Source organism: Kribbella alba (assembly GCF_039529635.1).
Lineage (GTDB): Bacteria > Actinomycetota > Actinomycetes > Propionibacteriales > Kribbellaceae > Kribbella > Kribbella alba.
The window spans coordinates 468,508-489,261 of record NZ_BAAANE010000002.1; the positions used below are offsets into that span (position 1 = coordinate 468,508).

The 20,754-nt window shown below is 68.0% G+C and carries 19 protein-coding genes; 4 read left to right on the forward strand and 15 right to left on the reverse strand.

Annotation, left to right across the window (positions count from 1 at the left end):
- Positions 1-472: 472 nt before the first annotated feature.
- The 7 genes from ABD210_RS04130 to ald all read right to left on the reverse strand — a co-directional run bounded on the left by ABD210_RS04130 (position 473) and on the right by ald (position 7,730).
- A complete protein-coding gene (locus ABD210_RS04130) occupies positions 473-1,213 on the reverse strand; it encodes a pseudouridine synthase (protein WP_344108877.1) in 741 nt (246 codons plus the stop codon).
- Positions 1,206-2,912, reverse strand: coding sequence for an SMC-Scp complex subunit ScpB (gene scpB, locus ABD210_RS04135; RefSeq protein ID WP_344108880.1), 1,707 nt, complete (start codon positions 2,910-2,912; stop codon positions 1,206-1,208). The genes ABD210_RS04130 and scpB overlap by 8 nt, the downstream gene beginning before the upstream one ends.
- Positions 2,909-3,940 carry a segregation and condensation protein A gene (locus ABD210_RS04140; RefSeq protein ID WP_344108883.1) on the reverse strand — a complete coding sequence of 344 codons (1,032 nt, stop codon included), beginning with the start codon at positions 3,938-3,940 and terminating at the stop codon, positions 2,909-2,911. The genes scpB and ABD210_RS04140 overlap by 4 nt, the downstream gene beginning before the upstream one ends.
- Positions 3,933-4,319 carry a hypothetical protein gene (locus ABD210_RS04145; protein ID WP_344108885.1) on the reverse strand — a complete coding sequence of 129 codons (387 nt, stop codon included), beginning with the start codon at positions 4,317-4,319 and terminating at the stop codon, positions 3,933-3,935. Before ABD210_RS04145 ends, ABD210_RS04140 begins: the two co-directional genes overlap by 8 nt.
- The gene (locus ABD210_RS04150; protein ID WP_344108965.1) at positions 4,316-5,191 is read right to left on the reverse strand and encodes a ParA family protein; all 876 of its coding nucleotides are present in this window, start codon (positions 5,189-5,191) and stop codon (positions 4,316-4,318) included. The genes ABD210_RS04145 and ABD210_RS04150 overlap by 4 nt, the downstream gene beginning before the upstream one ends.
- A 488-nt stretch (positions 5,192-5,679) precedes the next feature.
- A complete protein-coding gene (gene xerD, locus ABD210_RS04155) occupies positions 5,680-6,618 on the reverse strand; it encodes a site-specific tyrosine recombinase XerD (protein WP_344108967.1) in 939 nt (312 codons plus the stop codon).
- Complete coding sequence (ald, locus tag ABD210_RS04160) at positions 6,615-7,730, reverse strand: alanine dehydrogenase (protein WP_344108887.1); 1,116 nt, start codon at positions 7,728-7,730, stop codon at positions 6,615-6,617. The genes xerD and ald overlap by 4 nt, the downstream gene beginning before the upstream one ends.
- A gap of 395 nt (positions 7,731-8,125) precedes the next feature.
- Between ald and ABD210_RS04165 the strand changes: the two genes are divergently transcribed.
- Positions 8,126-8,875: a phosphotransferase gene (locus tag ABD210_RS04165; RefSeq protein ID WP_344108889.1), complete on the forward strand. Its 750-nt coding sequence runs from the start codon at positions 8,126-8,128 to the stop codon at positions 8,873-8,875.
- 219 nt (positions 8,876-9,094) lie between these two features.
- Positions 9,095-9,925, forward strand: a complete 831-nt coding sequence (locus ABD210_RS04170) for an LLM class F420-dependent oxidoreductase (protein ID WP_344108890.1) — start codon at positions 9,095-9,097, stop codon at positions 9,923-9,925.
- A 65-nt stretch (positions 9,926-9,990) separates the two neighbouring features.
- On the opposite strand, the gene ABD210_RS04175 is transcribed toward ABD210_RS04170, so the two are convergent.
- Positions 9,991-10,434 carry a cupin domain-containing protein gene (locus ABD210_RS04175; RefSeq protein WP_344108892.1) on the reverse strand — a complete coding sequence of 148 codons (444 nt, stop codon included), beginning with the start codon at positions 10,432-10,434 and terminating at the stop codon, positions 9,991-9,993.
- Positions 10,435-10,649: 215 nt separating this feature from the next.
- Between ABD210_RS04175 and ABD210_RS04180 the strand changes: the two genes are divergently transcribed.
- Positions 10,650-11,000, forward strand: a complete 351-nt coding sequence (locus tag ABD210_RS04180; RefSeq protein ID WP_344108894.1) for a VOC family protein — start codon at positions 10,650-10,652, stop codon at positions 10,998-11,000.
- A 360-nt stretch (positions 11,001-11,360) separates the two neighbouring features.
- On the opposite strand, the gene ABD210_RS04185 is transcribed toward ABD210_RS04180, so the two are convergent.
- From ABD210_RS04185 to ABD210_RS04215, 7 genes are all read right to left on the reverse strand, one after another.
- Positions 11,361-12,971, reverse strand: a complete 1,611-nt coding sequence (locus ABD210_RS04185; RefSeq protein WP_344108896.1) for a RecQ family ATP-dependent DNA helicase — start codon at positions 12,969-12,971, stop codon at positions 11,361-11,363.
- Positions 12,972-13,089: 118 nt separating this feature from the next.
- Entirely contained in the window at positions 13,090-14,073 is a 984-nt protein-coding gene (locus tag ABD210_RS04190; RefSeq protein ID WP_344108898.1) for an N-acetylglucosamine kinase, read from the reverse strand.
- Positions 14,070-15,224 carry an SIS domain-containing protein gene (locus tag ABD210_RS04195; protein ID WP_344108900.1) on the reverse strand — a complete coding sequence of 385 codons (1,155 nt, stop codon included), beginning with the start codon at positions 15,222-15,224 and terminating at the stop codon, positions 14,070-14,072. Before ABD210_RS04195 ends, ABD210_RS04190 begins: the two co-directional genes overlap by 4 nt.
- Positions 15,221-16,585 (reverse strand): family 4 glycosyl hydrolase, encoded by a 1,365-nt coding sequence (locus tag ABD210_RS04200; protein WP_344108902.1) that lies wholly within the window; start codon positions 16,583-16,585, stop codon positions 15,221-15,223. Before ABD210_RS04200 ends, ABD210_RS04195 begins: the two co-directional genes overlap by 4 nt.
- A 49-nt stretch (positions 16,586-16,634) precedes the next feature.
- Complete coding sequence (locus tag ABD210_RS04205) at positions 16,635-17,471, reverse strand: carbohydrate ABC transporter permease (protein WP_344108904.1); 837 nt, start codon at positions 17,469-17,471, stop codon at positions 16,635-16,637.
- Positions 17,468-18,439 carry a carbohydrate ABC transporter permease gene (locus tag ABD210_RS04210; protein WP_344108906.1) on the reverse strand — a complete coding sequence of 324 codons (972 nt, stop codon included), beginning with the start codon at positions 18,437-18,439 and terminating at the stop codon, positions 17,468-17,470. The genes ABD210_RS04205 and ABD210_RS04210 overlap by 4 nt, the downstream gene beginning before the upstream one ends.
- The gene (locus ABD210_RS04215) at positions 18,436-19,782 is read right to left on the reverse strand and encodes an extracellular solute-binding protein (RefSeq protein WP_344108907.1); all 1,347 of its coding nucleotides are present in this window, start codon (positions 19,780-19,782) and stop codon (positions 18,436-18,438) included. Before ABD210_RS04215 ends, ABD210_RS04210 begins: the two co-directional genes overlap by 4 nt.
- A 212-nt stretch (positions 19,783-19,994) precedes the next feature.
- Between ABD210_RS04215 and ABD210_RS04220 the strand changes: the two genes are divergently transcribed.
- The gene (locus ABD210_RS04220) at positions 19,995-20,750 is read left to right on the forward strand and encodes a DeoR/GlpR family DNA-binding transcription regulator (protein ID WP_344108909.1); all 756 of its coding nucleotides are present in this window, start codon (positions 19,995-19,997) and stop codon (positions 20,748-20,750) included.
- Positions 20,751-20,754: the final 4 nt, after the last annotated feature.

Sequence of the window (20,754 nt, forward strand, 5' to 3'; positions counted from 1 at the left end):
CACTCTCCGTCCGCCGACGCCTACTCCCCGGATCAGCACGACCACCGCGCACCTGATCAACCCGGTCGCCGCGATCCCCCTCGAATTGGTTGACCCGCGCGGCGTGTGGGTTGCCGCTTCAGATTCTCAGGGGCAACTGAGGGGCTGCCCTCCGCCAATTCAGGCTGCCCCCTCCGCGTGGCCCCGGGGCGAGGGGTGCCCGGCGTCGGGGTGTCTTGTACCGAGCGACAGGTAGTGGTCGCCGGTTCGGGCCGCCGGCCAGCGGGTCCGGGCGGTACTGCGTGAGCGGGTAGCGAGGACTACCTGTCGGTCGGTACACCACGCACCGCGACCTGACCGACGAGGTACACCCGAACCTCGCGAGGCGGCCCCGACCAAGCGGCGCAACTCGGCAACCACCATCCGCGCCCGCGCCTGGGAACCACCTGTGCCCAGAGCGCCGTACCCACGCCATGCAAGAAGGCCGTCGTGGTCAGAGGTCGACGAGGTCCAGGAGCTGGCCCAGCTCCTTGCCTTCCAGTTCGCGGAATTCGCCGGTGTGGAGGTTGCCGCGGCGCACCGGGCCGATCGCAGTACGGGTGAGGCGCTTGACCGGGTGGCCGACCGCGTCGAACATGCGGCGCACGATCCGGTTGCGGCCCTCGTGCAGAGCCAACTGGATCAGCGTGCGTCCCTTGACGCTGGAGACCACCTTGACCGTGTCGGCCTGCGCGGGACCGTCTTCCAGCTCCACCCCGTCCAGCAGTTGCCGCAGTACGCCGGGCTTCACGTTGCCGTCCACCTCGGCGACGTAGGTCTTGGACACCTCGTACGACGGGTGCGCCAGGCGATGGGCGAATTCGCCGTGGTTGGTGAGGAGCAGGAGTCCCTCGGTATCGGTGTCGAGCCGCCCGATGTGGAACAACCGCTCGGGCCGATCCTGGACGAAGTCGGCGATACACGGCCGGCCCTGCGGGTCCGACATCGTCGTCACGACGCCGCGGGGCTTGTTCAGCACCAGGTACACGTGTGCGGTGATCGGCGGGATGCGCTCGCCGTCGACGCGGATCACCGAGACCGCGGGGTCGACGCGGGTGCCGAACTCGTTCACGACGACGCCGTCCACCTCGACCCGGCCCTGCTCGATCAGCAGTTCCGCGTTCCGGCGGCTCGCTATCCCAGCCTGCGCCAACGCCTTCTGCAGCCGGATCCCCGACTCGCCCGACTCAGTCATCGTCGATCGAACCAGTCCTGTACTGCGAGGTCTCCCCGGCCGCTTCCGAACCGTGCGCCGCCTCCGAACCTCCGGCGGCCTCCAGGTCCTCGGCCGCCTCGAGCCGCTCATCCGCCGACTCGTCGGCGTCGTCAAGCTCGTCGCCCTCGTCAAGCTCGTCGCTGTCGTCGGGCTCGTCGCCGTCGTCAGCTCCATCGACGACAGCTACTTCGCCTTCACCCTCGCCGGTGCTGTTCTCCTCGATCACGAAGTCGCCCTCGACGCCGAGGCCCTCGTCCAGGTCCTCGTCCAGGTCCTCGTCCGCGTCGTCGGCGCCGGCCGCACCCAGGTCGCCGCCGGTGTCATCCGCACCGCCGCTACCGTTGCGGCCGCCATCCTTGCCGTCGGCAGCTTCGCCTTCGCCGGTCTCCGGGAACTCCCCGGGATCAAGGTCCTGCCCGATCTCGCCGTCCCCACCAGCCTCGAGCTCCTCCGCCGGCTCCAACTCGCCGCCTTCTTCCTCGAGGTCGCCCGCTTCAGCGGCCGGCTCACCTTCCGCGGCCGGCTCGGCCTGCGCAACCGGCTCGGCCTCCGCAACCGGCTCGGCCTGCGCAACCGGATCCCGGTCCTCCCCGACCTCGGCAACTGGTTCAGCCGCGATCAGCGGTTCGGTCCCGGCAGCCGGTTCGGTCTCGGCCTTCGGTGCCGCGTCCGCCGGGGCCTCAGGGTCCACGATCCCGGGGTTCGCGGTTGCGTTCTGGGCGGCGAGTTCTTCTTCCATGTCGTCCATTTCCGGGAGGTAGGGGGCCAGTTCCGGCAGATCGTCCAGACTCTGCATACCCATTCGCTCCAGGAAGTAGGAAGTCGTCCGGTACAGCGTGGCCTGCGACTCCGTGTCCGCGCCCGCCTCCTCGACCAGCCCGCGGCTGACCAATGTTCGCATCACGCCGTCCACGTTGACGCCCCGGATCGCCGAAACGCGCGCCCGGCTGACCGGCTGCTTGTACGCAACCACCGCCAGCGTCTCCAGCGCCGCCTGCGTCAACCTCGCCTGCTGCCCGTCGAGCACGAAGCGTTCCACGTACTGCGCGGCTTCCGCGCGCGTGTAATACCGCCAGCCACCGCCGACCTCGCGCAGGTCGAACCCGCGGCCCTGCTCGGTGTACTCGTCCGCCAATGCAGTCAGCGCGGCCGAGATGTCGCCGGTCGGGCGGCCTACCGTGCGAGCCAAGGTGAGCACCGGCAGCGGCTCATCCGTCACCATCAGGATCGCCTCGAGCGCCCGCCGCATCGTCTCGTCATCGATAACCACCTCATCCCCGACCGGCACCTCAGTCTGCCCCGGCTCCAGCTGATCCTCATCCACCCCGGCGTCCTCCGCCGGCGTCGACTCCACAGCCACCCCGGCGTCCTCCACCAGCGTCGACTCCGCAGCCACCCCGCCGTCGTCCACCTGCGTCGACTCCACAGCCACCCCGACGTCCTCCACCCGCGCCGACTCCACAGCCACCCCGACGTCCTCCACCGACGTCGACTCTGCGGCTACCCCTGCGCCGTTTGCCGACGTCGACTCAGCAACCGCCTCGGCGTCGTCGGAGGTCGGGTCTACACCTTGCTCGGTGCTGGTGACGGATTCGAGGGCGTCGGCCGTGGCGGAGGCGGCCGGGGGCTCGAGGAGGTCGTGCTCCTGGAGGTCGGTCGGGGTCTGGTTCTCGGTCACTGCTCCACCGTCTCGTTCTGGGTCTTCTCGTCAGCCCTCGGCTGCTCCGCGGCCGCGGCCTGGTCTGCCAGGGCCGCGGCGTCGGCTTCGGTGAGTTCTTCGCCGGGCTCCAGGAAGTCGGCGTCCTCGTCGACGACCGGGGCTTCGCCTTCCTCCCCTTCGGGCACGGGAAGCTCGTCGAACTCGTCGCTGACGTCGATCTCGCCGTCGTCCGTACCCGTCCACCGGATCGTCAACTCACCCAGCGGCGTCACCTGGTCGAAGGCGACCGCCGCCTCGCGGAACAACTCCAGCAGCGCGAGGAACCGGCACACCGTCGTCACCGTGTCCGGCGAATCGGCCACCAGTGCGCGGAACGTCGTACTGCGTTGTCTGCGGAGGCGGTCCACGATCACCACGGCCTGCTCGCGGACCGTTACGGTCGGCGCGTGCAGGTGGTCCAGCGAAACGCCCTCAGGCACGTTGTCCTTCGGCGCCATCGCGCGAGCCGCCAGCGCGGCGAGCCCGGCCGGGTCCACTCCAAGGAGCACCTCGGGCAACAGATCCGCGAACCGCGGCTCCATCCCGACCGCCCGCGGGAACCGCTTCGCCTCTTCGGCCATCCGGTTCTGCATCAGGCCGGCGATCTGCTTGAACGCCCGGTACTGCAGGAGCCGTGCGAACAGCAGGTCGCGGGCCTCCAGCAGCGCCAGGTCCTCGTGGTCCTCGACATCACCCTGCGGCAGCAGCCGGGCCGCCTTGAGGTCGAGCAGAGTCGCCGCGATCAGCAGGAACTCCGAGGTCTGGTCCAGGTCCCACTCCGAACCGAGCGCCTTGATGTGCGCGATGAAGTCGTCAGTGACCTGCGACAACGCGATCTCGGTGATGTCGAGCTTGTGCTTGCTGATCAGCTGCAGCAGCAGGTCGAAGGGGCCCTCGAAGTTGACCAGATGGACGCTGAAACCCTTGCCCTCGGCCGCGACCGGTGTGTCCGGGTCGGCAGCGCCCGGCAGCTCGATCGGCAGTTCCGAGGTCGGGGCGTCACTCATCGCCAGAGGACTCCGCTGCCCGCAGCCGTTGCACCAGCACCGAGTCCGGCCCGTGGTCGACGAAATCGGCCAGCAGCACGTCGATCGCCTCGCGGACGATCCGGCCGCGGTCCGCGGTCAGGCCGTGCTCGGCGCGCAGTGCGAGTCTGGTCTGTTCGAGTCCGAGCAGCTCCTCCTCCGTTACGTACACGGTGATCTTCGTGTCGTGACGGATACGGCCACTGGACTTACGGTCCTCGACAACGGTCGTGCGCGACCGGCCGTTGGTCCCCGGCCGGTCGGCGACCAATGCCGATCCGTCAGTGGCTGTGCGCTTCTCGGGTCTGGTCTGCTTCGGTGCCGCACCCCCGAACAGCTCGCTGGCACCTGGCAGGCTCACCCGGCGGGACAACGCGCCAGCACCTCCTTGGCAAGGTCGCGGTACTGGGTAGCCGCTTGGGACGATGGCGCGTACGTCGTGATGGGTTCACCGACGACCGTGGTCTCGGGGAACTTGACGGTGCGCCGGATGACAGTGTGGAAGACGCGCTCGTCGAAGGCCTGCACGACCCGGTCGAGCACCTCGCGGGCATGCGTCGTCCGGCCGTCGAACATGGTGCCGAGGATGCCGACGATCTCCAGCTTCGGGTTCAGCCGGTCCTGCACCTTGCCGATGGTGTCGGTGAGCATCGCGAGCCCGCGCAGCGCGAAGAACTCGCACTCCAGCGGTACGACGATGCCGTTCGAGGCGGTCAGGGCGTTCACCGTGAGCAGGCCCAGCGACGGGGCGCAGTCGATCAGGATCACGTCGTACAACGGGATGATCGGCTCGAGCACCCGCTGCAGGGTGTATTCCCGGGCGACCTCCTGGACCAACTGGACCTCGGCCGCGGACAGGTCGATGTTCGCCGGCAGCAGGTCCAGGTTTTCCACCCGGGTCGGCCGGATCACCTCTGCCGGGGTGATGTCGCGCTGCATCAGCAGGTTGTAGACCGAGAGGTCCAGGTCGTGCGGCTGCACGCCGAGGCCGATCGAGGCCGACCCCTGCGGGTCGAAGTCGATCAGCAGCACCTTGCGGCCGGTCTCCGCGATCGCGGCGCCCAGGTTGATGGTCGTCGTGGTCTTGCCGACGCCGCCCTTCTGGTTGCACATGGCGATCACCTGGGCAGGCCCGCGCCGGGTCGGCGGCTTCACCTCCGGCAGGTCGGGAAGCGGCCGGCCGGTCGGTCCGATCTTGTGCCTCGGGCCGTGCGGGTCATTCACAGGCGCCATGTCCTCCGCGGTCAGCTTGGCCGTCGGCCGGGGCATCTCCGCATAGTTGCTGGGTGGGGTGACGGCCCTCGTCGGCGCGGGGGCCGGCGGTGGCGTGGCGGGCGTGGCGGGCGCCGGCTCAGAGGTCGACGACATCGGTTCCGCCGACGACGACAGGTGCTGGGTGCCCGGGAATGTCGACTCGTTCATGACTCGTCAAACCTCTCAACCGATACGGGCGATCCCAGCGACTGTAAGCGTGCATTCAAGCACTCTCAACCAGCCACTCCGCAGCGGGGTCGGGTGGTTTGCGGTCAGCGTTCCGGACGAGGCCGATCACCCCGCCAGAGTGACCAACCGTGACCGCATGATTGCACATCGTCGATGAACTGCGTGCGCCGACCCGCGGACGCCCGACACTCACCAACCCCGCGAAACCGCCCGCGTCGACGCGAATCCACGCTCAGCCGCTCGGCGAGAACGCCGTTGGTGAGTGTCGGCGGTCCGCGTTACCCGGACAACGCGCGCGGGTGGCTGGTGGCGTACACCTCGCGAAGTTTGTCGACGGTGACGAGGGTGTAGACCTGCGTCGTGGTGACGGAGGCGTGACCGAGGAGTTCCTGGACCACGCGGACGTCCGCGCCGCCGTCCAGGAGGTGGGTGGCGAACGAGTGGCGGAGCGTGTGCGGGCTGATCTCCTTGGCGATCCCCGCGCGCTCGGCGGCTCGTCGCAGTACGGTCCAGGCGCTTTGGCGGGACAACCGGCCGCCGCGGGCGTTGAGGAACAGCGCCGCCGTACCGCGCCCCCGGCCTACTAGGTCTGGCCGCCCGCGGACCTGGTACGCCGAGAGCGCGTCGCGGGCGTAGGAGCCCACCGGTACGACGCGTTCCTTGCTGCCCTTGCCGCGGAGGAGAACCGTGCCGGTCTCCAGGTCGACCTCGTCCACGTCGAGCCCGACCGCCTCCGAGATCCGCGCGCCGGTGCCGTAGAGGAATTCCAGCAGCGCGGCATCACGAGTCGCCAGTACTGCGGGCTCGGCCTCGGCGCCAGCCGCGGCGGCCAGGATCCTGGTCACCTCGTCGACGGAGAGGGCCTTCGGCAACCGCTGCGGCGGCGTGGGTGGTTTCACCGCGTTCGCGGGATCGACTGCGGTCAACCCCTCGCGCAGGCAGAACTTGTGGAACCCACGAACGGCGACCACCGTGCGTCCGGCACTCGACGCGGTCAGTGGCGGGTGATCCGCGTCCCCCTCCCGAAGGCGCATCAGGAATTCGCTGACCACCGCCTCGGAGATCTGGCCGAGCGCGTCGACACCAGCCGCGGCCAGATATCCGTCGTACCGGCGCAGGTCCCGCCGGTACGACGCGAGGGTGTTGGCGGCCAGCCCTCGTTCGACCGTCAGGTGGTCGAGGTACGAGCTGACCGCCCGGGAGATCTCCCCGCTCAGACCAGCACCTCGTCGAGCTTCAGCTGGTCCAGGTCGTGCGCGTCCGCGACCGGGCCGTAGGTGACGTGCCCGTCGTGGGTGTTCAGGCCGAGCGCGAGGCTGTGGTCCTGCTTCATCGCTTCCCGCCAGCCCAGGTTCGCCAGCTCGACGGCGTACGGCAGCGTCACGTTGGTGAGCGCGTACGTCGAGGTGTGCGGCACCGCGCCCGGCATGTTCGCGACGCAGTAGAACAGCGAGTTGTGCACCCGGTACACCGGGTCCGCGTGCGTCGTCGGCCGGGAGTCCTCGAAGCAGCCGCCCTGGTCGATCGCGATGTCGACGAGCACGCTGCCCGGCTTCATCCGCGACACCAGTTCGTTGCTGACCAGCTTCGGCGCCTTCGCGCCCGGGATCAGCACCGCGCCGATCACCAGGTCCGCGCCCAGCACGGCCCGTTCGACCTCGAACGCGTTCGAGGCGACGGTCTGCAGGTGGCCCTGGTAGATCCGGTCGGCCTCGCGGAGCCGGTTGATGTTGCGGTCCAGCAGTTGCACCTCTGCCTGCATGCCCAGCGCGATCGCGGCCGCGTTCATGCCGGAGACGCCGGCGCCGATCACGACCACGCGGGCCGCATGCACGCCGGAGACGCCGCCCATCAGTACGCCGCGGCCACCACCGTTGCTCATCAGGTGATAGGCGCCCGCCTGCGGGGCCAGCCGGCCGGCGACCTCGCTCATCGGAGCCAGCAGCGGAAGCGATCCGTCCGGAAGCTGGACGGTCTCGTACGCGATCGCGGTGATGCCCGACTTCATCAGCGCCGTCGTGCAGTCGAGGCTGGCGGCCAGGTGCAGGTAGGTGAACAGCACCTGCTCCTTGCGCATCCGGTGGTACTCCTCCTCCACCGGCTCCTTGACCTTCAGCACCAGCTCGGCATCCGCCCAGACGTCGTCCGCGGTCGGGACGATCCGTGCCCCGGCCGCGGCGAACTCGTCATCGCTGAGCAGCGAGCCCGAGCCCGCGCCCTGCTCGATCAGAACCTCGTGCCCGTTGCGCACGAACTCGTGCACGCCGGAAGGGGTGATCGCCACCCGGTACTCGTGGTTCTTGACTTCCTTCGGAACTCCGACCTTCACAACTAGCCCTTCTTCCGTTTCCAGGTGACGACCCGGTGTGACATCGGGTCGCCGGCGGCTCACGTCGTCGTGGTCCGCGCCCGGGCGTTTCGAGGGGTTGGGAACGCCTGGTCGCTGCCGAGTGTAAGCCCGCAAGGTTCATACCACCCGACTTGATGGTCTTGTCCTGAACCGACTCGCGGATCCAGTGTCCTGCGGAACGGTTACACTCTTGTACGACGTCGTGGCACGACGTGAGGTTGGCCCGTAAACCACGCCCTGGAAGGCCGCCCGGCGCGATCGCGCAATCTTGACGCAATCCTTTCCTTCGCCTTTACCCCGGCTTTGCACTCCCGGAAGGGCTCTGGCCCGAGCCGTTCCGGTGCCCCTTGAGGAAACGATCGGGAGGTCGTCGCATGAACGACGAGGTAGAGATCGCGCTGCCCGGCGGCAACGTCGGAGGCGCCGTCCGCGTGGGTGACACGGTCCGCCGCCCGACCGGGCCCTGGACACCCGCTGTGCACGGCCTGCTGAACCACCTCGCCGCCGCGGGACTGACCGGCGTACCGAGAGTGCTCGGGTTCGATGACCAGGGCCGGGAGGTTCTCGACTTCCTGCCGGGTGAGTCGTACGGCGAACACGTGCCCGACGACGTGCTCGCCGACGCGATGAGGTGGTTGCGCGAGTACCACCGGGTGGTCGCGTCGTACCGGCCCGAAGGGGTTCTCGTCTGGCGGACGAGCCAGGGCGTGCTCGGGCCCGACGAGATCGTCTGCATGCACGACTTCGGCTACTACAACTGGATCGGGACCGACGCAGGATTCAGCGGGGTGATCGACTGGGACATGGCCGGCCCGGGGGTCCCTCTCGACGACATCGCCTTCACGGCGTGGAGCACCGCTCCGCTCGCGCGCCCCGGCGACCCGGCGTACCAGGCGGCGCGGTTGAAGCTGATGGCAGCCGCGTACGACGGGGGCCTCACGCCGCTGCAGATCCTCGAAGGAGCCCCGCTGCGTGCGCTGCGGTCGGCCCGGGTGATCCGCGCCGGCCAACTCGCGGGCGACCCCGGGATGCTCAATCTCGCCAAGTCCGGCGAGCCCGAGAACTCGCTCCGCCGCTCCGCCGACCTGCAACGCCGCATCCCCGAGATCGCCGCTCACCTGTGACGTGCCGAGCCTCTGATTTCCGAGATGCTCGCCACAGTAGGTGTGCGGTTGAGTCGTGCGCGTCGCCATCGGACAGTTGCCTGCGCAGAGATCGTTGACGACCACGGTTGACCTTCAGGCACGCTTGACCCTGTAGTAGACAGTTTTGATCCTGTCTTGGAATGGCTCCCGCCCGCCCCGGGTTGCCATCGGTGAGTGGGTTGACGAGAGGAGCACGACGTGGCGGTCGATCTGGGACGGTTCGGGGTCTGGCACCAGGCGCAGAAATGGGGTCCCGAACTCGCGGCCGGGCTCGAGCAACTCGGCTACGGCGCGATCTGGGTCGGCGCTTCGCCGTCCGCCGATCTGCGCGATGTCGAAGTGCTGCTGGCATCGACGAAGTCGGTGGCGGTCGGCACCAGCATCGTGAACATGTGGACGGCCGAAGCCGCGGAGGTGGCGGAGTCGTACCACCGGCTGGAGGGCGACCACCCGGGGCGGTTCATCCTCGGCGTCGGCATCGGACACCGCGAGCGCATCGGTGAGTACAAGTCGCCGTACGAGACGATCGTCGACTACCTCGACGCGCTCGACGAGGGCAAGGTGCCGGTGGAGCGGCGGGCCCTGGCTGCCCTCGGGCCGCGCGTGCTGAGGCTCGCGGCTGCCCGGACCGCGGGTGCCTTGCCCTACCTGACCACGCCTGAGCACACTCGCGAGGCGCGCGCCGTGATGGGCGCCGGCGTACTACTCGCGCCTGAGCAGAAGGTGGTGCTGGAGATCGATGACGAGATCGCGCGCTCGGCCGCGCGGGACTACCTCGCGTCGTACCTGCAGCTGAGCAACTACACGAACAACCTCAAGCGGCTCGGCTACACCGACGAGGACATCGCCGACGGTGGTAGCGACCGGCTGGTCGACGCGTTGGTGCTGCATGGGACCGCAGCCGAGATCGCCGAGGGCCTCAACGCTCACTTCGAGGCCGGCGCCGACCACGTCGTCATCCAGCAGATCGGCAAGGAGGGCCCCGACCTGCTCCCCGGCTACGAAGCTCTGGCCACCGTTCTCCTCTAGTCGCTTGCGTCCGAAGAAGCGAGGGTCCTGCCCCACGGTTCATCGGACGCAAGAGCTTTGAGGGGTCAGCGCATGGTGAAGTCGGCGAAATCGAAGCCGGGCGAGACGATGCAGGACACCAGCACCGCCTGATCACCTGCGGGTCGCGCCGCCTGCCAAGCACCCGCCGGTACTACGGCCTGCGGGTGCTGGCCGGCTGTCACCTCGGGGCCGAGGGTGATCGGTTCGGGTTGACCCGGATCGTCGCCGGTGCCGCCGAGGTCGAGCGTGAGCGGACCACCGGAGTGCCAGAGCCAGATCTCGGCCGACCTGACCCGATGCCAGCGCGACTCCTCGCCCGGCGCGAGCAGGAAGTAGATCGCCGTCGCACTGGCCCGCTCGCCTCCGTAACCGGCCGGCTCGAACAACACGTCCGAACGCCAGGTCTCCCGGAACCAGCCGCCCTCCGGATGCTGGGCGAGATCCAGCACTTCAGCCAGCTCCGGCCTTCTCACGTCACTCGTCGACATGCGCACAAGATAATCGTGCTGGTGAGATAGGAACGGCCGCGACAGCTGACGCGAGGAATTCCCGGCGGTGATGAGCGAACCGAGCAGGCAGAGTTCGGGTAGAGGTGACGAATCGAGACCGCGCTCCCCTGATCACGCTCGAGTCCGCGCAACATCAGCCAGGTCGCTCGAGTTCGCGCAACGTCAGCCAGGGATCGCGGAGTTAGTGTCGGCAGATGATCAACGGAGCGCACGTCATCATCTACAGCCGGGATGCCGAGGCGGATCGGACTTTCCTGCGCGATGTGCTCGGCTATCCGCACGTCGACACCGGCGGCGGCTGGCTGATCTTCAAGCTGCCGCCGGCCGAGGTCGCCGTGCATCCCACCGATGGGGCCGAGAAGCACGAGCTGTACCTGATGTGCGACAACCTCGAGGAAACCATCACCGAGCTGACCGGCAAGGACGTCGAGTTCGTCCGCCCGGCCGAGGACCAGGGCTGGGGCATCCTGACCGCGATCCGCCTCCCCGGCGGCGGCGAACTCGGCCTGTACCAACCCCGCCACCAAACCGCCCACAACCTCTGACCCTCAGTTACCGCTGACCACCCGCTACCTCTGACCACCCGCTGCGTCCGAATCGCCGGTGGTCCTGCCCCACGGTGATTCGGACACAACCCATGGACCTCGCAACAAGCCGCCCGCAGCCGACACAGCGTCCGAACAAACACGGGTCCTGCCCCACGGTGATTCGGACACAACCCAGGGACCTCGCAACAAACGGCCCCGGCCGACCCTGCGTCCGAACAAACGCAGGTCCTGCCCCACGGCCCTTCGGACACAACCCAGGGACCTCGCAACAAACGCCCGCGGCCGACACAGCGTCCGAACAAACACGGGTCCTGCCCCACGGTGATTCGGACACAACACATAAAGCCGGCGCCGGCGTCAGGGGTCGGGGTCGAGGAGATGGTGGTAGGTGATCAATGCGGTTCGGAGTTGCTTGTAGCCGACCCGGTCGAAGAGCACCGTCATGGTGGTGCCGTCGTAACGCTCGACTAGGCCTGGCCCGAAGGTGGGGTGCTTGACGCGGCTGCCGACCGGGAACGGCTGGTCGGCGGCCCGCGCAGCTTTCCGCCCGGTCAAGTCGTTGTCGCAGTTGCCGCAGGGGCCGTCGTACTGCTCTCCGAAGTAGCTGAGCAGCCATTCGCGCCGGCAGCCGCCATACTCGGCGTACGCCGCCATCATCTCGACCCTGGAGCGAGCGACCTCGCGACGGTCGTGCTCGACCGCCGATGCTGCTGCTACAGCCGACTCGACATCAGCTCGAGCAGTGAGGTCGAAGCGGTGCCCGGCGGTGACGACCCGAGCATCCGTCAACCGGCCGAGAGCTCGTTCGGCCCGGGACGGGCTGAGGTGAGCGGCAGCGGCCAGCTCGGCGATGTCTGCGGGGTGATGCTCGTCGATCGCGGCGGTGACGGCGAGGAGGTCCTCGTCGCTGACGCCACCTGAGGCGAAGAAGCGGTTGAGTCCGAGGTCGGCGTGGCGGTAGAACAGTTCGATGTCGGCCGGCTCACCGTCGCGACCCGCGCGTCCGATCTCCTGGTAGTACGCGTCGATCGAGCCGGGGGCTTCGGCATGGCTGACCCAACGGATGTCCGGTTTGTCGATGCCCATTCCGAAGGCGATGGTGGCGACGACGACCCGGTAGCGATCGGCGAGAAAGCCGTCCTGCGCCTCGCGGCGTTGCCGGGCGGACAGGCCGGCGTGGTAGGCCTGTGCGGACACGCCGGCGATCCCGAGCTGAGCGGCCAGGTCCTCGGCATGGCGATGCGTCGCGACGTAGACGATGCCCGGGCCGCGCGAGGACCGCAGATGACTCAACAGGCGGCGAGCCTTGGTTTCCTCGTCGGCGAACGTGAAGACGGAGAGGTTGAGATTCGGCCGATCGAACCCGCCTACCACTACGGCAGGGGTGCGCATCTCCAGCCGGTGGATGATCTCCTTCCGGACCGGCGGGGCGGCGGTGGCGGTGAGCGCGAGGACAGGTGGCCGTCCCATGGCGCGCATCGCAGCGGCGAGTCGCAGATAGTCAGGCCGGAAGTCTTGTCCCCACTCACTGACCAGGTGAGCCTCGTCGACGGCGACCAGACGCGGTCGGGACGCCGCGAGCAGTTCGAGTACGTCGGCGTGCGTGAGTTGCTCCGGTGACAAAAGCACGAACCCTGGGCGGCCGTTCGCCAGCATGTCGCGGGCCTTGCGTTGCCCGCTGTGATCACTGGCGTTCAACTCGGCGACTTCAACGCCTGCTGGGTGCTCGGACAACACACGCAACTGATCGCGTTGCAGAGCCACCAAGGGGCTAACCACGACCGTCAGCCCGCCCAGCGCCAGTCCGGCAAGTTGGTAGATCGCCGTCTTACCTGTGCCGGTAGCAAGGACAGCCAGCGTGTCCTCACCCTCGAGCACCGCCCCCACCGCCTCTGCCTGGCCCGGCCGCAATGTCTCGAAGCCGAGCCGGTCGCGAGCGAGCGCGGCGATCTGAGCGGATCCCAGCATCCGCTCATCATGCCTTCAAGCTCAGCCGAGCGCGATCAGGCGGGCGGGCCTTGCCGGCTCGTGGTTCGCTCGACGACGATGCTCGTCGCGTACCGCTGGGTGCTGCGCCAGTTCCGGCTCAGGGGATCGTTTCCTGCAATCGCTCGAGGGCTGCCGGGCTGAGCGGCGCACCCGCCAGCCTGGCGGCGTACAACGCGGCACCCATCACCGGGGGGAACCGCCCCGTCCGAAGGTCGTACCGGCGGTCCGCGCGGCTGAGCTGCTGCTCGAACCGACCGAGAACCTCGGGCGCGGAGAACACCCCGCCGGAGTAGGAAACCGGCACCGCTTCGTCGGCGGCGAAGCCGAGGTTGCGGCATGCCGTCTCGATGAGCAGGACCAGCTCAGCTGCGGCCTCGGTGAGAATTCGGGCGGCAACGCTGTCGCCACGCTGGGCCGCCTCGACGACCTGCCGGGACAGCGCGGCAATGTCGCTCCGGCTGCCGCGCCAGCGGTTCAGGACCACATCGACGATATCGAGATCGGAGCCAAGGTCGAGTCGTTCACGAAGGACGTCGAGCAGTGGACCCGAGGGGAGCCGGCCGTCGCTCATCCGCGAGAACGCCTGCAGGCCACGGACGGCGATCCAGTAGCCGGAGCCTTCGTCGCCGAACAGTTCGCCCCAACCGCCGACTCTCACCCGCTGTTCCGCCCTTTGTCCGTAGCTCATCGACCCTGTACCGCTGATGACGTTGATTCCGTCCTCCAGAGCCAACGAACCGGCCCAGCCGCACACCATGTCGTTGTCGCAGCGATACCGGGCGTGTCCGAGTGCGGTCCGAGGAGCGGCGTCGAGAATCGGCAGATCTGCCGTCACCTCGCCGTACGCAGGTAGACCGAAGAAGGCAAAGGCGATCTGGGCCGGCGTTGTACCGGCTGTGGCGCACAGCGCCGGCACTGCTTCGTCCAGCACACGGCTCACCAGCGACACACCCTCCGTGCAGTCGGCACCGAGGTAGTAGCAGCTCGGTGCGTCCCTCACGGCCAGCACGTCACCGACTTCGGAGACGAGGCACAGCGCCGTCTTCGTCCCTCCCCCGTCGACGCCGAGATAGATGCTCACGCCGGCAGCGGATAGATGGTGACGCCCTGCACGACGCGGTTGACCTCACCATCGGGAAACGGGTTGTCCGGCGTCCGACCCCGTTCGAGTGAGAACTGCAGCGCCAGCAGTTGGGCGATGATCGCGAGCGGCATCGCCAACGCGGCATCACTCACCTCATCGAGCCCGCGGATACGCCAGACCCCGGCGTCGGCGGCTGAATCCCTCTCCTGGGCGCCGACAACGAGGACGTTCTCACTTCCGATGGCCGCCCGGAGTTCCTCGGCGATGTCCTCGTCGTAGCGCCGGGTGTACACGTCGTTGGAGAGGTAGACGACCACCAAGGTCCGCTCGCGCAGTACGGCCTTCGGTCCGTGCCGGAAGCCGAGCGCGGTGTCGTAGTAGCTGACCACCTCGCCTGCGGTGAGTTCGAGCAGCTTCAACGCCGACTCCCTGGCGAGACCGCCCAGAGGGCCGCTGCCGAGGTAGACGACGCGGTCGTAACCGCGGGCAGCCAGGTCGGCAAGGAGGTCTGCTTCCCCAAGCACCTGCTCGGCAGCAGCCGCCAGGCGCTCTGCGAGGTCGGCACGATCCGGTGCCGGGGAGAGCACCAGCCAGGCTGCGAGCAGCATGGAGGTGAAGCTCGACGTCATGGCGAAACCACGGTCGTTCGCTGTCGGCGGCATCAGGAGCACGAGCGACGATGAGGAACCCGCATGTTCGCGGGCCAGCTGACCGTCGGGATTGCAGGTGAGGATGAGCTGGTGGACCGGACCGAGACATTGCTGTGCGAGTCGGGTGGCAGCAACACTTTCCGGGCTGTCACCGGAGCGCGCGAAAGAGACCAGGAGCGTCGGGACGTCTTCTGCGAACACGTCTCGTGGGTTCGAGACGATGTCGGTGGTCGCCACCGCGTCGACGCGTCGGCCGAGCGAGCGCTCCAAGGCCGGACGGAGCACCTCGCCGGCGAACGCCGATGTACCGGCACCGGAGAGCATGATCCGCAGATCGGGCCGCGCCAGCAGCGGTTCGAGAAAGGCAGCCACCTCGGCCGACCTCGCGGACAGCATTCCGGCGACCTCACGCCAGACCGCAGGTTGCTGGGTGATCTCGCGGTACGTCGACGCCGCGCCCCGGCCGTAGTACGGCTCCGCCTCGAGCTGGCCTGTCACGCGACAACCTTTGGCGCCGCGAAGCGATCCATCACGGACCCGTGAGCCTTGACGGCGTCGTCGAGGATCGCAGTGGCCACGGCGAGGCCGGGCACCAGCGGGTCGAGTACGAGTGCTTGCAGGGCCAGTTCCCGGTCGCCGGTGAGCGCCGCGCGAACGGTGATCTCCTGTTGCTGCGCCCGGGCCGTCAGTACCGCGGCGATCGCGTCCGGCAAGGCGCCGACGCCGAGGCCGGTGATCCCCGCGGCGCCGACGACGGCCGGCACCTCGACGACTGCTGACGGCGGCAGGTTGGGGATCTTGCCCTCGTTGGGCACATTCACCGCCAGTTCGACGTGATCCTTGCCGGTGACAACGGCCTCGGCGATGGCGACGAGGCGCTCCGCTTCCTGATTGTCGGTCTCCGGCAGCGGCGCCTTACCGTCAGCCTGCGCGTGCAGGAGCTCCCACAGGTCAGCCTTCTCGCCGATGTACTCCATCGTCGCGTCGCGCCCGCCTTGCAGACCCCAGCGCAGGTTCGACTCGTCCGCGGGGGTCCCGTTCTCCCCCCTGAGATACGAGCCGAAGAACTCCGCAACGTGCCGATCGCCCGGCGCCGGATACCTGCCGAACGTCCGGAACAGGTCCGCCGACACCGGCAGGTGGACACCCTCCTCGCGAGTGGAAGGGGCATCCGCCCCGCCTGCGCGCTCGGCCACGACCTGCCGCAACCGCGGGTACAGGTCCTCAGCTCCTCGCCGGAGGTCGAGGAGCCAGCAGAGATGATTGAGTCCCGCGAAGACCGCATGCACCTCTCCCGCGGGCAAGCCGAGGTCGGCGGCCAGCTTGGACAGCGTGTGCATCGTGCCGTGGCACAGGCCCACAGCCTTCACGGGTGTCTGTGACGTGATCGCGCGGACATTCGCCGTCAGCGGGTTGGAGTAGTTGATCAGCTGGGCGTCCGGGGCGAGGTCCGCGATGTCTTCAGCGATCGCGACCAACTCCGGCACGTGCCGCAGGGCCCGCAGTACGCCGCCCGGGCCGACACTGTCGCCGACCGTCTGCGCGATCCCGTACCGCCCCGGTACTTCGATGTCGTGGCGCCAGCCGTCGGCCGCCCCGACCGCGATGGTTGTCGTGACGAACCGTGCACCGGGCAGCGCGTCGCGACGATCGGTGTGCGGGACGAACTCGAGCTTGGCCCCCCGCTGGTCAGCGATCCGGCGTCCGACGCGGGCCATCGTGTCGGCTGCTTCTCCGTTCAGATCAACCAGATGGACGGTCCAGCCGTCGAACGTCGGCGACGAGACGAGGTCGGTCATCAGGCCCGGGGTGAACACGGTGCTGCCGGCGCCGATCAGGACGATCGAGTTTTCGCTCAAGAGACTTCCCTTTCATGGTTTCCGCGCACCCCGGTTCCCGGCGCGTGCGTCACTTGGTGCTGCCGGCCAGGAGGCCGTTGACGATGTACCGGTTGAAGGCCAGCGCCAGGACCGCCGGAACGACGATCGCCAGCACGCCGGCTGCGTTGAGCAGCGTCGACGGCACGACGTGGCGGCCCTGCAGTGAGGCGATCACGACGGTCAGCGGTTGCGTGGACAGATCGCTGGAGAGGACCAAGGGGAAGAGGAACTGTCCCCAGGCGAACAGGAACGTGATGAGCGCGGTGGAGATGATGCCCGGCCCGGCCAGCGGAAGGAGGAGGTACCACAGCACCTGCAGTCGGTGTGCCCCGTCGACGAGTCCGGCCTCCTCGATCCCCATCGGCAGACTGGCGAAGTAGTTGTGCAACACCCAGGTCGCGAGCGGCAGGAACCCGGACACGTAGACCAGGACGATCCCCGAATAGGTGTTCACAAGACCGAACCCGCTCATGATCCGATACAGCGGGATGAGCGTGGTGTAGGCGGGAAACGCCATCGTCGCGAGCACCGCGTAGAAGAAGATGTTCCGGCCCTTGAACCGCATCCTCGCGAACGCATAGGCGGCCAGCGTGGCCAGCAGGACCGTCACGATCGTGGCGACGCCGCACTCGATGACGATGTTCACCGCGGACTGGCGGATCTGCCCGGGGATATCGCCGCCGCCCGACAGCAAGGTGGAGTAGTTCTTCAGGGTCGGGTTGGTCGGCAGGTAGTGCGCCGGGCGAGAGCGCGCGTCCGCCTCGGTTTGCAGGCTGGTCTTGATCGCCCAGTAGATCGGCACCAGCGACCACAGCAGGATGAGAACGACGCCCACCCCGCGCAACCTGCCCGTACGGCGCTTCACAGTTCGACCCTCCGGTAGACGGCCCGCACCACGACGAGGGAGATCACCAAGGTGACGATGGTGATCAGCAGCGACAGTGCATAGCCTTCGCCGAAGTCGAGATCCTGGAAACTGATGAAGTACGTCTGCATGGTGACCGAGGAACCGGTGGAGGCGGCACCGTTCAGGACGTACGGCTGGTCGAAGACGTTGAGCGTCGCGATGACGGCCTGCACCATCGTCACCGCGATCCCTGGCCTGGCCAGCGGCAGGGTGATGCGCAGGAATGACGCCCACGGGCCACATCCATCGATCTCCGCCGCTTCGTACAGCTCGCCTGGAATGAGCTGCAGGGTGGCGAGGATCAGCAGCACGGACAGCGGCGCGATCTGCCAGACCTGGACGAGCTCGATCAAGGTGATGGTCAGCAGGCGGTTCTGTCCGAGGAGGACTGTCGAGCCATCCGACAGGTGCAATGACGACAGCACACTGCTGATCAGACCGCCGTTCGGATCGAAGATCCCGCTCCAGAGAATGCCCTCGACGACTCCCGGCAGGGCCCAGGGCAGGATCAGTACCGCGATGACGAGGCTGCGGCCGCGGAACGGCTTCTGCAACACCACGGCGGCACCGATTCCGATGATGGTCGACAGCGCCACCCCGACGACGACGTAGAACGCCGTGTTCCCGATGCTGCCGATGACCGCCTTGTCATGGGCGAGCCGCACGAAGTTGCCGAACCCGTCGAAGCGTGTCGGCGGGTCGAGGGCGTTCACCCGGAAGAACGACTGCACGACCGTGAACACGGCAGGGACGAGTGCGAGGCAGGCGATGAAGATGAGTACTGGCGCGATCAGCAGGTACGGCAGTACGTCGAAACGGGACTTGCGCGCAGGCGCGACCCTGTTGGGTCCACCGGCCGCCTGTGGCACCCTGGCCGCCGCCGGGCTCGCCACGGGCAGCGGTCGACTCGACTGGGTCAGCTTCACGATCCGGATCCGAGTTGGTCGGCCGTGTCGCCGATCGCCTTCATCGCCGCCTCGACCGTCATCGACCCGGTGGCCGCGGCATGGAGGTTCGTGTAGACGGCGTTGGAGAACTTCGGGTACCACGACGGCGCCCCGCCCTCGAAGACCGGCTTCGAACCTTGCAGCATCGGCACGAGCACGTCACCCCCGACCAGGTTGCCCTTCGCGGTCATCTGCTGCACGGCCGACAGGTGTGACGGGATCGGGTAGCCCTGGAACGCCTTGGCCGGCCCGTTGACGCCGGCGAAGTCCGCCTGCTGTTTGGCGTCGGTGAACCATTCGATGAACTTCGCGGCAGCCTGGGGGTACTTCGCCTCCTTCGGGATACCGATCCCGTCGGGGTTACTCAGGTTGGCGGCCGGTCCGGTGACCCCCGGAGTCTTGATGTACTTCACCTTTCCGGTGACCGAGGACGAGTCGGGCACGTTGTACAGCGTGCCCACGGTGCCCGAGTAGTCGGAGAACGTGCTGGCGACCTGTCCCTTGGCCATCAGGGTCTGCTGCCCCTGGCTGTCGGCGACGTTGATGTTGCCGGGTGGCACCAGGCCGGTCTTCAGAGCGTCCACCATCCACTGCGCGGCCTTGAATCCGGCTGAGTCGGGCGTGGTGAACTGGGGCTTGCCGTCCTTGTCGAGCACGGTTCCGCCGAACGCGCCCGTCGTCTCGTACCAGTACGTGGAAAGACCCTCCGCGGCGGCGAACGGAATGTTGAGCGGATACTTCGCGACTCCGCTGGCCTTGATCTTCTTCAGCGCCGCGGTATAGGCGTCGATGGTCTGCGGCGCCGGGTCGGCGCCGGCCTTCTCGAAGATCTGGGTGTTCACCGTCGTGACCATGAAGGAGGCGTCGTACGGAATGCCGACCACGTGTCCGCCGCTGGTGAAGGAGGCGAGCTGCGGGACATCGGCTGCCAGGGACTTCGTGTCGAGGTAGGACTCCATCGGATAGAACCAGCCGAGCTTCCCGAGCTGCCCGACCCGGGACCAGTCGACGTCGGTCGCGTCCGCGAAGTACGTCTTGGCGGTAGCTGCGGCCGAGATCTTGGTCTGGAGGCTGTCCCAGTCGATGTTCACCCACTTCACCGTGATGCCCGTTTGCTTCGTGAACGCGTCGAGCGCTGCCTTGGGCGGCGGGTCCGAGGCCAGGGCAACCGTGATGGTGACACCCGTGGTCTCAGTCGACCCCCCGCTGCTCTTGTTGCCGTTCCCCCCGCAGCCGGCCAGGACGAGCGCGCAGGCCGCCACACCTGCCACGACGGTCCCGCGCCAGCCTGTCCTGCCTGAACGACGCCTGATCCTCGGCATGATGCCTCCCTTTCGATCTCTCCAAGAGGCAGCCACGGCCACCACACGGTAGAAAGCCAAAATCGCGCAAGAACGCTCAACCATCGCGCAGTCATGCGCAAATTTGATTGAAAACTAACTGGAGACGGGAACGCCGGTCAAGCATCTTGCTCAAGTACGCAAGGCATTGCGCAAGTGCGCAGAGATCGCTCAACTTTGTTAGAGTCGATGACGTGCGGAGGGCAGAGCGGCTGAGCGGCATCCTCGACGCTGTCGCCGAGCGTGGGAGCGTGGACGTCGCAGAGCTCGCTGCCACTCTGGGCGTGTCAGGCGCGACGATCCGCCGCGACCTGCAGTCGTTGAGCCGGAGTCAGCTGCTGGTCCGGACCCATGGCGGGGCGCTGGCCAACGAGGTCGGCGACGAGGTGCCCGCCCGGGTGAAAGCCGCGCTCCGGCAGCCGGAGAAGAAGCGCATCGCCCGTGCGGCGGTCGAGCTGATCGAGGACGGTGCCGTCGTCGGCATGACCGGCGGCACCACGGCGCTGGAGTTGGCGCGCGCCCTGACCGAACGCCGCGGCATCACCGTCGTCACGAATGCGCTCAACATCGCCTCGGAGCTGGTGGGACATGCCGGATTGAGACTCGTCGTGATCGGCGGGATCGCTCGGCACTCGCAGGAGTTGGTAGGTCCCGCGGCCGAGGCGATGCTGGCGAACTATCACCTCGACATCAGCTTCATCGGGGTCGACGGCCTGACCCCCGAGGAAGGCTGTACGACCTACGACGAGATGGAGGCCCAGACCGACCTGGCCTTTCTGAGCCGGGCCCGGCGCCGCGTGGTCATCGCCGACAGCTCCAAGATCGGCAGAGTGACTTTCGCCCGGATCAGCCTGCTGTCGGGCGTCACCGACGTCGTCACCGACCAAGGCGCCCCCACCGAGCAACTCGACGCTCTCCGTCGCTCAGGCGTACAGGTCACCGCCGTGTGACTTT